We start from the raw sequence: 11,956 nt of genomic DNA on the forward strand, positions 1-11,956 counted from the left end.
GATCCTCTCAGGCGCAGGGGCTGACGACCGCCGGCAGGTCAGCGGCGCGGGCGCGGGGCGGCCGCTCGTGCTGGTAGGCGAGCGCCCGGCAGGCGCAGGTGAGGATGGCCCGGCACTCGCGGTGCACGCCGTCGCCGGGGGCGAGGTCCTCGTCCCATGTCCCCACGAATCCCTCGACGTCCAGCGGCCACTCGCGGTGCAGGCGCTCGCCCCGGGCGCCGTTGTAGTCGGGGCCGAGGCTGGCGTGCCCGGTGAGGTCGCACAGGCCCGAGGAGACCCAGAACCCCGGCAGGGCGGCCGCCACGAACGTCCTCGCGGTCGTCAGGTCCCTCGTGTAGCGGGGCGCCTCCGCGGCCGGGCGCACGATCCCAAGAATCCGGTCCAGCAGCGCGTCCTCGCACCGGTCGGACTCCTCATGCCCATACGGATACCGCAGCAGCGCGACGAGGGCAGCGAGGTCGTGCCGCCGCTGCGCCCTGGCTATCAGGGCGGGGTCGCCGGCGGCCGCGCGGAGGTCGACCAGGAATCGGTCGTTCACAACCGCGAGCGCGGCGCCGCAGGCGTCGATGGCGGACCTGTCCTTCTTCGCCACGGATCAGGCACCCTTCACGATGCGAGCGATCACACGCTCCATCGTGTCCATGAAGACGGGGTGCGTGAGGACCTCCGCCCCTCGGTTCTCGAAGTTCCAGCCCTCGGCGGAGTCGCTGAACCCAGCGCGGTAGGCCTCGCGCAGCACGTCCATCATGTCGGCGCCGCGCACGAACCCCGCGTCCTTCAGGATCCCGAGGACCTCATCCGGATCGGGCTTGGCGATCTGGCAGATCTCGGCCGCCAACTCCCAGTCGTCCTTGGCGCGGAGCCCGGCGATGCGCTCTTCCTTGACGCGGGCCTGCTCCGCCCGCAGGTTGGAGACGGTGTGCTCCAGTTCCTCGGCCTGCTCGGGCGTCAAGCACACGATGCGCTCCGCCAGGTCGTCGATCTCGGTCGTCATGACGAAGAGGCCATCAGCGCCACGCGATATCATCTCTATCCCCCTCAGGAATCCGAAGGGGCCCCGCCACCTGGACGGGACCTCTGAACCAAAGCCTCCCGGTGATCCGGGATTGGGAAGTCGGATGCGCTAGAGCATGACTGCCTCCATCCCGCTCGACGGTTGGACCTCCGCACCGCCCACGTCGTCGGGGCGCATCATGCAGAGCCATTTGCGATCGAAGACCCGCACCCCGGATTCGTCCAGCCGCGCCGCGCACCGGTGTTAACGCCAAAGGAAAGGGGCCCGCGCTGCCACGCGGACCCCTCATGCCGGACAAGGCCCCCTGCAAGACCGGCTCCCGGGCCGCGGCCGCGGCGGGGAGCACCACGGAGGCGACGATTGCCTGCGACCGTCGATTCGTCGAGGCGGTCGCGTTAACCTCGGGGCCCCGGCCGCGCTTGCGTGGGGGCGGGCTGGTGCTACCTTTGGGGGTGTCCGCTCCACCGTGAGCGGGCTACTCAAGCCAGTGGACGCACTCCGCCCCGTAAGCGGGCGGGCAGACCCTGCGTCTACGAAATCCTGGCCTTCCGCACCCTCTCCGCACCGCCGCGTGCGGGCTACCCGCTCCCGGTCCGTCGCGTAGTCCTTAGCGAACATCCGCACCTCGCGTGCGGGCTACCCGTGGATCACACCACCTCCGCTACCTGCGAGCGGGCACAGGAAGCCCCGCCCCGGCGGGGCTTTCCTCGTTTCAGGCCCTTGCAAACTGCCTATTGTCGCGCTACAACGACATTACCGAAGCGGGATAGCTCGCGACGGTGGCACAGCAGAGAGCCAGATCATGACCTCCAAAATCGACACCACCTCCACCGCCGTCCGCTACTTCGTCGCCGAGCCCGCCAACAGCGGCACCGGCATCTTCGGCCTCGGCCACACGGCCGAGCAGGCCATCGCCGACGCGCATGCCCAGGGTCAGACCCGCCCCGCCACCGTCACCCCGATGGACGACGGCATGTTCGTCGTGAACTACGACGGCGAGGCGGTGGGCACGTACGACGACGAGGACCGCGCCCACGCCCATGCCCACCGCTACGGGTTCGAGGCCACGGAGTGCACGGAGCGGCTCTATCGCCACGTCGAGTCCCATGGCTGCGACGCCAGCAGCCCCGGCTACTCCTGGGTCTGGACCGATGCGCAGAAGTCCACCTACGACCTCCAGGTCGATGAGGAGGCGTTTGCCAGCGCCCTCGAAGAGGTCCTCACCGCGTTGCACGAGAACGACAACGACAGGGACGCCTGGAAGGCCGAGGACGCGCTCGCCGACGCTCGCGAGTACGTGGATGCCTACGTCGCCGGCGATGACAGCAGCGAGTGGTATCTCGCCGTCAACGAGGACGCCGCCCTCCGCACGGCCCTCGACCTCGCGGTCCGTGACAACATCCTGGAGACCATCGCCGAGCGCGAAGCCGCCTAGTCCTGGGGCTCACCCCATCGCCGCCCCATCCGCGGGCGGGCGCACCCCCAATTCCGGGGCGTGCCACCAGGGCTCAATCCATGCAGACCATCGAGACCATCATCAAGGACATCGACGCCACGAGCGCCGCGCTCCTGGTCGCGCGCGAGCGCGTCGATACCGCCCGCCGCTCCTTCCTCCAGGCACAGGCCGGCTTCGTCTCCAGCGGCGAGGCCGCCGCGGACGAGGGCCCCTCCTGGCGGCGCCAGGAGGACCTGGGCATCGCCCTGGACCGCAAGCGCGTGCGCGTCCTCGAAATGGAGCACAGGCTCCGCGATCTCGACCGCGACCTGCGCATCGAGCGCTACGCCATGAACAAGGGCCGCTGACCATGCGGCTCACCACCATCACGGTCGCGGGGCGCCCCTGGGCGCCCCGATACGAAATCTGGGTCGCCGCCAACGACGCCCGGGTCCGCTTCCTGAGCGTGGATCTTCACGCCGCCCCCAACCCCTGAGAGGGATCCCAAATGCGCATCACGCTCTGGCCAGTGCCGTCCACCACCGCCGTCGTCGGCCTGCCCGTCGGGTACGTCGGCGGGAGTGCGACCGCGGACCTGTCCGGGCGCGCGCCGCCCCCGGGGCTGCCGGTGCTGTCCTTCGACGGCCGGCAGCCCATCGTCGCCGGCCGCATCGTCGGGCAGGCCGACATCGCGGAGGCGCTGCAGGAGGAAGTCGAGCGGGTGGCGAAACGCCTGTTCGGTAGCGAATACAGCGGGCCCTTGGCTGCCGCGAGCGGGCTCAATGTCCGCAGCGTCCAGCGCGGCCGCGTGCTCTCCCACGGCCTGCCGGCGCCATTGCTGGCCATGCTCGGCCGCGCCATCGCCACCCCGTGCCCGAGGGCGACGGGCCACATGCTCCTCGCGGTCGCGGCGCTGTGGGATCAGATGCTCCCCGACTACGGTGTGGGCGAGGCCGGCCCGGGGCCCATGTCGGCCGAGGGGCGAGATCTGCTGGCGCGTCGCGTCGACGAGATCTCCAAGCAAGCGATCGGCCTGGTCGTCGACGTGCAGGAGGATGCCGCCGCCGCCAAGGCCAGGGCGTACGCCGCCGCGGGAAGAAGTCCTTAACCCGTCCCTGCTAGGAAGGTCGCCTCGGCTTGCGTTTAGGACGCGGCCTTCGGGGACTTCTCCATGACCGACGACGCCCTTCAGCGGCGGCGCGCGACCGCGCTCGCCAGCCTCGAACTCATCTCGCCCCCGCAGCAGACGCTCATCCCCGCGACGTCACGCCAGCTGATGCTCGGCTGGCCGCTGGTGTGGAACATCGCGACCGGGGATTTCACGGCCTGGGTCCTCGCGCAGCAGAGCGACCGCGGCCATCCGACGCTCGTCAAGCGCGCCCTGAAAGCCGTCGGACAGTACAAGGACATGCGCGCCGCCGCGGTCAACTTGGCGACGGCGTTCGAGGTTGCCGGCGTCGACCGGGCCCTGTCGCCGGACCGCCGCGCCACGATGCAGGACTGCGCTCTGCGGGCCCGCCTGAGCGCCGCGTTCCTCGGCGACCGGGAATCGGCGGTCACGATGTCCGCGGAGGCGGATAGCGAGGCCGTCGCGGTGACGGACGACGCCGAACGCAGGCTCCTGCTCACGACGGCGGCTGAGCTCAGATACCTGTCACTGCTCATCGACCGCGGCGCATTCGATCCCGGCATCGCCCGCGCGAAGCTACGCCAGGTGGCATGGGACGACCTCGCCGCCATGGCCGAGGTCGTCGGTTTCTGGGTGGCGCTGGACCGCTCCCGCAACGCCGGCGAGACCTTGGGCGAGCGCCTCCTCGGCGGCGTCAGGGACGATACGCGCTGGGATCCGGACGAGCCCGAAGACGTGCCCATCGAGGACCTCCGGATCGGCGGGAGCCTGCTCGTGCTCGCGAGCGTGCAGCACCTGCCGGGGAGCGCGAAGGACGGGTCTCGGCCCGGCTCCGGATCCACCCCGCGGTCGGAATGGTCCCCCATCGCCGGCGTCCGCCTGCCATGCGTGCCGGTGCCGGACCTCGCCGACGCCAGGTCGATCCTGACGTCCGAGTTCCCCCATGCGGCATCGGTGATCGACCGCATCCTCGGGCCTCTCGTCGGGCGCCCATGGGTGCGGCTGCCGCCGATCCTGCTGGTCGGATCCCCGGGGTCTGGCAAGACCAGGCTCGCGCGCCGGGTGGCCGAAGTCCTCGGCCTGGCCGTCACGGTGTACGGATGCGCCGGCGTCGCGGACGCGTCGTTCCTGGGCACCAGCCGTCAGTGGTCGACGGGGCGCGCGAGCGTGCCGCTGCAGGCCATCCGCCGGGCGGAGTCCGCCACGGTCTGCATCATCCTCGACGAGGTCGAGAAGGCGGGCGAGGGCAGGACGAATGGCAGCCTGGCCGACGGCCTGCTTGGGATGATCGAGGGGGCGAACGCGTTTCTCGACCCCTACCTGGAGTGCGCGACGGACCTGTCGGGCGTGACGTTCCTGGCGACCGCCAACTCGGTCCGCGGCGTCCACCCGGCGCTGCTGGACCGATTCTTCCGCGTGACGATGCCGGATCCCCGGGCCGAGGACCTCGTGCCTTTGGCCCTGGCCCTCATGGCGGACCTGCGGACGGAGCGAGGGTCGGACGAGGCCTGGATGCCGGACCTGGAGGGCGATGAGCTCGCCATCGTGGGGCATCACTGGCGGGGAGGCAGCGTGCGCGCCCTCCGCAGGCTGGTCGAGACCGTCATCTCCTCGCGCGATCATCTCGCGCCGCGGCACTGAGGGAGGGGCGCCATGACCGACACTCTCCCCATCGTGCTCGACCGCATCCGCGGATATTGGGCATCCCGCCGGACGTGCGGACTCGTCGCCTCCGCCATGGGCCTCCGCGTCGCGCGCCTGATCGCTCTCGTCGAGGAGGGATCCCTCGACGCCGCCACGGCCCTGAGCCTCGCGCTGGAGGCCGAGGCCGTCACCCTGTGCGTCGCGCCCATCGCGCTGCCGAGGGGGCTCTGATGCCGAGGGAGTGCGACGTCTACTGGCACACCCGCAAGCGGATGTGGTCGGTGCGGATCGGTGGCCGGGTGCTCCTGCATGAGCCGGAGATGATGCTCGGGCACGTGCGGCTGGTCGTCAGGCTCTCCGCGATCGAGCGCATCCGGCGCACGCGGCAGAGGGAGGTGTGCGCCTGGGCCACGGGGGTGCCGGCGCACGAGCATGTGCCTTGGCTCATGCGCGAGGTCAGTTTCGACCCCTACGCGAGCGACGCGTTCCGCTACGTCGACGACGGCACCGTGATCACGGGGTGCCGGGGCATGCGCTTCGCCCCGGACGGGCGGGCCTGGGCGTGGGACTGGCGGTAGTCCCACGTGGGTCCGCCGTCGGCCCCACGTCAAAAGGTACAATATGCCGACCGAGACAAACCGCGCGCGGCGGTGACAGACCTCGCGCGTTCGGGGGGGCCGTGACAAACCTCGCGCGATGGGGATTCCGTCAGGCCGCTTTTGCAGCGACCCACCCCGCCTTCAGGGCGGCGACCTAGCGCAGGACATCCTCTTAGCCGGCGATCTTGAACCGGTCGTCGATCAGGGTGCCCGCGGCCTCGGCGTCCATGAGGATGATCGCCGAGGCGGCGATGTGCACCAGATGCGGGACCTTGCTGTCCGAGGCGAGGTCGACGCCCGTGGCGTACTTGCCGACGCACGGCCTAATGGCAGCCGCGGGCGCATGCAGTGGAACAAGTAAAAGGCAACCAGATATCGCTTCCAATCCGCGCCCAAGCCTACCCAAGCGTTCGAATCCCTCCGTCTCCGCCACTACCGAACCCCCATCATAACCTGTTGTTTTGACAGGGTTTTCGGCTGCGTGAAAAACGCATTTGTCCCCGATTTGTCCCCGAATGGATTGGCTGTGGAAAGCCTGGACGCATGCGCCGATGCGCGCACGCCGGCGTAGCCCGAGGCAATCGCAGGGCGGGATTCGACGCCGCCGGATAGAGGTCGATGGATTGGCGCGAAAGATCTTCGGGCTCCTTCGAACGCGGAGCCTGGGCCACCTTCCTTCCGTCGGAAGGAGATCGACCTATCGCCAAAGGAAACCATCGAGCGGCTGGCCACGACGCCGCCGGACACGTCGGGTGCGCGACGGGTACCGCCCATCGAGCCGGTCACGATGGTGACCCGCATGGGCCATGGCCTTCGTCGATGGAGGACGGAGACCTTCGCGGATTTCGCCCATGTCGCGCTGTCGAGCGCATCACGCGGGCCGAGCCGATCGATTCGGAAGGCCTCGACCGGATCGCACGGGCGCCTGGGTGCGGGCGCACAGCCTTCACCGAACCAGGCTTCCCCAGATAGGGCACGAGAAACGGCACGGAAAAGGTCACGGCTTACCCGGTGACCGCCGTGTTCCGATTGCTTCGGAACTTAACCGAGACTTCGCCGTGGGCGTCCCGCTCTGGGCTTTGTGGCCGTGCCTCCGATGACCGGCCCATCGATTTGCTTTCGGACGCCGAGGTTCCGCTCCATCAAGCACGCCATCAGAATGTCGGTGGCGGTTACCCCCGTGACACAAGCGCCGTGACGGCACCCTCGGGGACCGTCCACGGTTGTGCTAGCGACGGGTTTTTACGAAGGCGCAGCCACCTGGACGCAAGCTCGCCGCGCCATGTTGTACCCAGGGGAGACGGTCCGGTGTCGCGTCGAGACGAAAAGGAGCCGGACGGCGTCGACCTGAGGCTCCTCAAGGCGGCCGTCGAGGCGGCCGGGGAGGCAATCCTCATCACCACGGGCGATCTCGACGAGCCCGGACCGAGCATCGTCTATGCGAACCCCGCATTCACGCGTCTCACTGGTTACGAGACGCAGGAGGTCGTCGGGCGCAATCCACGGTTCCTGCAGGGAACGGCGACCGAACGCACCGTCCTGGACCAAACGCGGGCGGCCCTTTCCATAGGGGAGGCATTCCAGGGCGAGGCGCTGAACTACCGCAAGGACGGATCGACCTACATGGTCGAATGGCTGATCACGCCGGTGCACGACGCAGGCGGGCACATCACGCACTGGGTCTCGGCCCAGCGCGACGTGACCGAGCGGCGCGCCTTCGAGGATCGCCAGACGCTGATGGTGCGCGAGCTGCATCACCGCGTGAAAAACACCCTCGCGACCGTCCAGGCCGTGCTGAACGCGACCATCCGCTCGTCCGTGACGATGCCGGAGTTTGCCCGAGCCTTCACGGGACGGATCGTGTCGCTCGCCCGGACGCACGCATTGATCACCGAGGACCAGGCACAGGTCGCCTCCTTCGAGGGGCTGCTCCGGGCCGAACTCGACCCCTACAACGAGAACGGTCGGATCGCGTTGCAGGGGCCGTCCCTGAGGCTTCCCTCGGACCTGGCGGTGCCGATCAGCATGGCCCTGCACGAGTTGACCACCAATGCGCTGCGACACGGTGCACTGGCGCATCCGGGCGGGCGGGTGGCGGTGACGTGGACGGTCGAGGATGGCACGCACGGTCCGTCCCTGGCCTGGGTCTGGAATGAGCACGACGGGCCGCCGCCCATGCTGCCGACCCGCGAGGGGTTCGGCACGCGGCTGCTCAACAGGATCCTGGTCGCGCAGACGCAAGCCGAGGTCGACATCGATTTCGAAGCCGACGGTCTACGGGTGAACGTACGGCTCCCTCTTGAACGCTGCTAGGAAGAGGGGCAGGTGGGAAGCGGTCTGGTGATCAATTCGCCAGGATACGTCGCCGCCGACCGTAGACCCTTTGATCCGCATACGGGCAACCTAGAGCGACCCGGAGTCGTGGCTCGTTTGGACCCACCACTGGCAAGTCCAAGTCCTAGGTTCACCCAGGATGACCTCGCATCGGCGAGGCCGTGAAACCTCTGCATCGCGGGTCCGTCCCGGACGCGAACCGGATAGCGCAACAGGAGTGGCCCATGGCCAACGTCGATCACGAGACGAGCTACAAGGAATTCAAGGACGTCGTGAACATGACGGCTTCCGCGCTGGAGAAGCATCTCGCGGGCGAGGAGAGCCGGTCGGCCAGAAGAAGGACGGCGGCGAGGCGACCGGTCACCAGGAGGGCCGGCGCATCGTGGAGTTGCTCCACAAGAGGAAGGCCGACCTCACGGACGACGACTATGGCCACATGCGCAAGGTGGTCGGCTACGTGCACCGGCACCTCAAGCAGGGTGGGCCGAAGGACAAGGACGAGGTCAGGAACTCGCCCTGGCGACTATCGCTGATGAACTGGGGCCATGATCCCCTGAAGGACGCCTGAGGCCCGGACGGCCCGTCCCCCGTCCCCCGTCGCCCTCCGGGTACGGCGAGGAACACGTGCGCTGCCGCCGGCACTCGACGGACGACGATGGCGCCTTGATCCAGGTCTCGCCGACATCGCATGCCTTGTCGGAAGGGGGCCGGCTCGGCCGGCGAACGCGCCCTCGATGAATTCGAGTCGGCCGTGAAGGCTTGCCCCCAAAGGCTGTCATGCAACGGCTCGATCATGCTCGAACCGGACCGGTGACCTTGACCCTATGGCCGCCTGCCTCGGTCAGCTACCGTTGCGCGGGCGCAGTGAGACCACGTTGCCATCCCCGGCGACCGACGGGACTGCATGGCCGAGCGCCTCGGCGACCTTGATCGCGAGCTGCTCGCGCTTGAACGGCTTGCCGATGAGGCGCACCCCGTCGTCGAGCCGGCCATGGTGGACGATGGAGTTCTCGGTGTAGCCCGACATGTAAAGCACCTTCACGTCGGGGCGGATCGCGACGATCCGTTCGGAGAGCTCCCGCCCCCGGACCTTGCCGGGCAGGACGACGTCGGTGAGCAGAAGGTCGATGCCGGCGGCATTGGCGCCGAAAACGCGGAGCGCCTCATCGCCGTCGGCGGCCTCAAGGATACGGTAGCCGAGATCGGAGAGGATCGCGCAGGCGATCTCGCGCACGGCCGGCTCGTCCTCCACCACCAGCACGGTGGCGTTCCCGCGCGGCAACTCGACCGGGACGGCCGAGCGCTGGCCCGCGACCGTGACCGCGCCCACCGCCCGCGGCAGGTAGATCTTCACCGTCGTGCCCTCCCCGGGCTCCGAGTAAATCTTCACGTGGCCGCCCGACTGCTTGACGAAGCCGAAGACCATCGCGAGCCCGAGTCCCGTCCCCTTGCCGTCCGGCTTGGTCGTGAAAAAAGGCTCGAACACGCGCTTGATCACATCGGGGGTCATGCCGTGGCCGGTGTCGGACACCGCCAGCATGGCGTAGTCGCCGGCCGTCACCTCGGCGTGGTCGCGGGCGTAATGTTCGTCGAGGACCTTGTTGCCGATCTCGATGGTGAGGCGACCGCCGCCCGGCATGGCGTCGCGGGCGTTGAGGGCCAGGTTCAGGACCGCGCTCTCCAACTGGGCCGGGTCGGCCATCGCAGGCCAGAGGCCGGCGCTCTCGACGTAGCGCACTTCGATGTGCTCGCCCAGGGTGCGCCTGAGAAGCGGGACCAAGTCCGGCATCGTCGCGGCAAGGTCGATGGCGGCGGGCGCCAGGGGTTGCTTGCGGGCGAAGGCGAGGAGCTGGCCGGTGAGCGTCGCCCCGCGCTGGGCGGCCCAGGCCGCGCGCTCGATCCGGGTCTGGAGCCTGGCGTCCCCGTCGCCGATCTTGGAGCGGACGAATTCGAGGTTGCCGAGGATGACCTGAAGCAGGTTGTTGAAGTCGTGCGCGATTCCCCCGGTCAACTGTCCGATGGCCTGCATCTTCTGCGCCTCGCGCAGGACGCCCTCGGCCTGGGCGCGCTTGGTCATGTCGGTCACGGTGAGCACGAAGCCTCCGTCCGGCATCGGCGTGCGACGCAGCTCAAGGTGATGCTCGTCGGCCCGGACCCGTTCGTAGACGACCGGCTCGCCGGGGACGTTTCGACCGTGGCGGATCTGGTCCTCCATCTCAAGCGCCGGGCGACCGGCCTCGGCGGTATGCTCGACGAAGGCGGCGTAGGGCGTACCGGGGCGCAGCATCGCCTTCGGGATGTCGAGGAGCGCCTGGAAGCAGTGGTTCCAGTTCGTCACCCCCCGGTCGGGACCGAACACGGCGACGCCCTGGCTCAGGCTGTCGAGGGAGACTTGCAGCCGCAGGGCCAGGGTGCGCTGCTCGGCCTCCACCTTGTGGGAGCGCGACCAGGCCTGGTTCAGGAGGCGGGCCGCGACGAGCAGGATGAGGACGGCGAGCAGGGCGCCGCCGAGCACGAGGCCGCGCACCCAGGCGGCCCGGGCGTCGTTCTGGGCCAGACGCGTGTCCAGCAGGACCTGCTCCTCGACGAGCATGGCCTCCAGGCCCGCCTCGGCCTGCTTGGTGTACGCGCGACCGGCGTCGGTGTTGACGATGCGCAGCGCCGCGTCGAGGCCGTTCTCGCGGCGCGCGTGGACGGTCTGCGCGAGTTCCTCCAGCTTGTGCTGGATCACCGGCGAGAGATCGCGCAGGCGCGTCTGCTGCGCCGGGTTGTCGGCGGTGAGTTTCTGGAGCTCGCCCTGCAGCAGGCCGACGCGGTCGCGGGCCTCGTTGTAGGGGGTGAGGTAGTCGTCCTTGCCGGTGAGGAGGAATCCGCGCTGGCCGGTCTCGGCGTCGCGAAGGGCGATGGCGAGGTCCTTCATCGCGGCGAGCACGCGGTAGCTGTGTTGCGACCACTCCCTTGCCTCGCGCGAGGCCCCGAGCCTTTCCCAGGTCACCCCTCCCACCAGGGCGAGGATGCCGAGGAGCACCGCGAAGACGAGGAGGTTGGCGCGGGCGACGAGGTGCTTGGTCATGTCAGGTCCGTCACCGAACGCGCCCCCGCCTCCGGGGGAAGGCGACGAGGAAGTAGCCGCCCATGCACCGGAACGGGGAACCGCGGCGGCGTGTCGAAGTGATGGGTAACCGAATGCCGCGTGATTGCGAGGGAATTGCGGATCGCGCGGGATCTTTCAGTCCGATGCGGTCGAACGGGGATACGCCACAAGTTGTGGGAAGGGTCTCGGTGTCACGCTGCCGGGATCGGTGCTCAGGCGTCTTTCGCTTGGCGAGGTGCCTGGGTACCGCCGCCCGGCCGGGGCGGAAGGGACGTCCCGGCCGGGTTTCGGATCAGCCCGCGGAGAAGGCGGTCATCATGGTCAGTCTGGAGGGACGGGCCGGCCTCGCGTGGTGGCCGATCCCGCCGACCGAACGGCTTTGCGTGCGCCCGTGCGATAAACGTCGTGGTGCGTTCGCGTCGTCACGGGCGCCGGCTACGGTCGACGACGAGCCGCAGTCCCGGTGGAAGGCGTGCGGCCCCCGCCACGACGTTTCCGCTCAGTCCCTGGTGGTGATGGTCACATGTCATCGCTAGATCCACGGGGGACCGCGGTCTCACGACCGCGAGGGACGGCTAGTGGTCGAAATCTGACGCTTGATACCCGCAACGAGAGGCTGCTTCCGACCCATCTCGGAAGCCCAGAAGGTCCGTTTGTCGGCATTCTGAACCCAGTTCGTGATCTCCGGAAGTTCTTGCCGAGCTAG

The 11,956-nt window shown here is 69.1% G+C and carries 13 protein-coding genes and 1 pseudogene; 9 read left to right on the forward strand and 5 right to left on the reverse strand.

Annotated features, from left to right (window positions below; translation table 11 throughout):
• Positions 1-7: 7 nt before the first annotated feature.
• Both MKK68_RS19560 and MKK68_RS19565 read right to left on the reverse strand, forming a co-directional pair.
• A complete protein-coding gene (locus MKK68_RS19560) occupies positions 8-592 on the reverse strand; it encodes a hypothetical protein (RefSeq protein WP_244032456.1) in 585 nt (194 codons plus the stop codon).
• Positions 593-595: 3 nt separating this feature from the next.
• Positions 596-994, reverse strand: a complete 399-nt coding sequence (locus MKK68_RS19565) for a hypothetical protein (RefSeq protein ID WP_244032457.1) — start codon at positions 992-994, stop codon at positions 596-598.
• A gap of 823 nt (positions 995-1,817) precedes the next feature.
• Between MKK68_RS19565 and MKK68_RS19570 the strand changes: the two genes are divergently transcribed.
• From MKK68_RS19570 to MKK68_RS19595, 7 genes are all read left to right on the forward strand, one after another.
• Complete coding sequence (locus MKK68_RS19570) at positions 1,818-2,450, forward strand: hypothetical protein (protein ID WP_244032458.1); 633 nt, start codon at positions 1,818-1,820, stop codon at positions 2,448-2,450.
• A gap of 80 nt (positions 2,451-2,530) precedes the next feature.
• Positions 2,531-2,818, forward strand: a complete 288-nt coding sequence (locus MKK68_RS19575; RefSeq protein ID WP_244032459.1) for a hypothetical protein — start codon at positions 2,531-2,533, stop codon at positions 2,816-2,818.
• A gap of 2 nt (positions 2,819-2,820) precedes the next feature.
• Positions 2,821-2,946 carry a hypothetical protein gene (locus MKK68_RS29550; RefSeq protein WP_279605424.1) on the forward strand — a complete coding sequence of 42 codons (126 nt, stop codon included), beginning with the start codon at positions 2,821-2,823 and terminating at the stop codon, positions 2,944-2,946.
• A gap of 12 nt (positions 2,947-2,958) precedes the next feature.
• Positions 2,959-3,558, forward strand: coding sequence for a hypothetical protein (locus MKK68_RS19580; protein ID WP_244032460.1), 600 nt, complete (start codon positions 2,959-2,961; stop codon positions 3,556-3,558).
• A gap of 63 nt (positions 3,559-3,621) precedes the next feature.
• On the forward strand, positions 3,622-5,220 hold the full coding sequence (locus MKK68_RS19585; RefSeq protein ID WP_244032461.1) for an AAA family ATPase: 1,599 nt from the start codon (positions 3,622-3,624) through the stop codon (positions 5,218-5,220).
• 12 nt (positions 5,221-5,232) lie between these two features.
• Positions 5,233-5,454, forward strand: a complete 222-nt coding sequence (locus tag MKK68_RS19590) for a hypothetical protein (RefSeq protein WP_244032463.1) — start codon at positions 5,233-5,235, stop codon at positions 5,452-5,454.
• On the forward strand, positions 5,454-5,801 hold the full coding sequence (locus MKK68_RS19595) for a hypothetical protein (protein ID WP_244032465.1): 348 nt from the start codon (positions 5,454-5,456) through the stop codon (positions 5,799-5,801). Before MKK68_RS19590 ends, MKK68_RS19595 begins: the two co-directional genes overlap by 1 nt.
• Positions 5,802-5,994: 193 nt before the next feature.
• Here the strand turns inward: MKK68_RS19595 and MKK68_RS19600 are convergent, their stop codons facing one another.
• Together MKK68_RS19600 and MKK68_RS19605 are read right to left on the reverse strand one after the other, a co-directional pair.
• Positions 5,995-6,255 carry a hypothetical protein gene (locus MKK68_RS19600; protein ID WP_244032467.1) on the reverse strand — a complete coding sequence of 87 codons (261 nt, stop codon included), beginning with the start codon at positions 6,253-6,255 and terminating at the stop codon, positions 5,995-5,997.
• Positions 6,255-6,623 carry a hypothetical protein gene (locus MKK68_RS19605; protein ID WP_244032469.1) on the reverse strand — a complete coding sequence of 123 codons (369 nt, stop codon included), beginning with the start codon at positions 6,621-6,623 and terminating at the stop codon, positions 6,255-6,257. The genes MKK68_RS19600 and MKK68_RS19605 overlap by 1 nt, the downstream gene beginning before the upstream one ends.
• 393 nt (positions 6,624-7,016) lie before the next feature.
• Between MKK68_RS19605 and MKK68_RS19610 the strand changes: the two genes are divergently transcribed.
• Both MKK68_RS19610 and MKK68_RS19615 read left to right on the forward strand, forming a co-directional pair.
• Positions 7,017-8,135, forward strand: coding sequence for an HWE histidine kinase domain-containing protein (locus tag MKK68_RS19610; protein WP_313899236.1), 1,119 nt, complete (start codon positions 7,017-7,019; stop codon positions 8,133-8,135).
• Between the two features lie 245 nt (positions 8,136-8,380).
• Positions 8,381-8,724: pseudogene (locus tag MKK68_RS19615) on the forward strand (DUF3140 domain-containing protein).
• A 273-nt stretch (positions 8,725-8,997) separates the two neighbouring features.
• Here the strand turns inward: MKK68_RS19615 and MKK68_RS19620 are convergent.
• A complete protein-coding gene (locus MKK68_RS19620; RefSeq protein WP_244032471.1) occupies positions 8,998-11,229 on the reverse strand; it encodes a CHASE3 domain-containing protein in 2,232 nt (743 codons plus the stop codon).
• Positions 11,230-11,956: the final 727 nt, after the last annotated feature.

Source organism: Methylobacterium sp. E-016 (assembly GCF_022829745.1).
Taxonomy (GTDB): Bacteria; Pseudomonadota; Alphaproteobacteria; order Rhizobiales; family Beijerinckiaceae; genus Methylobacterium.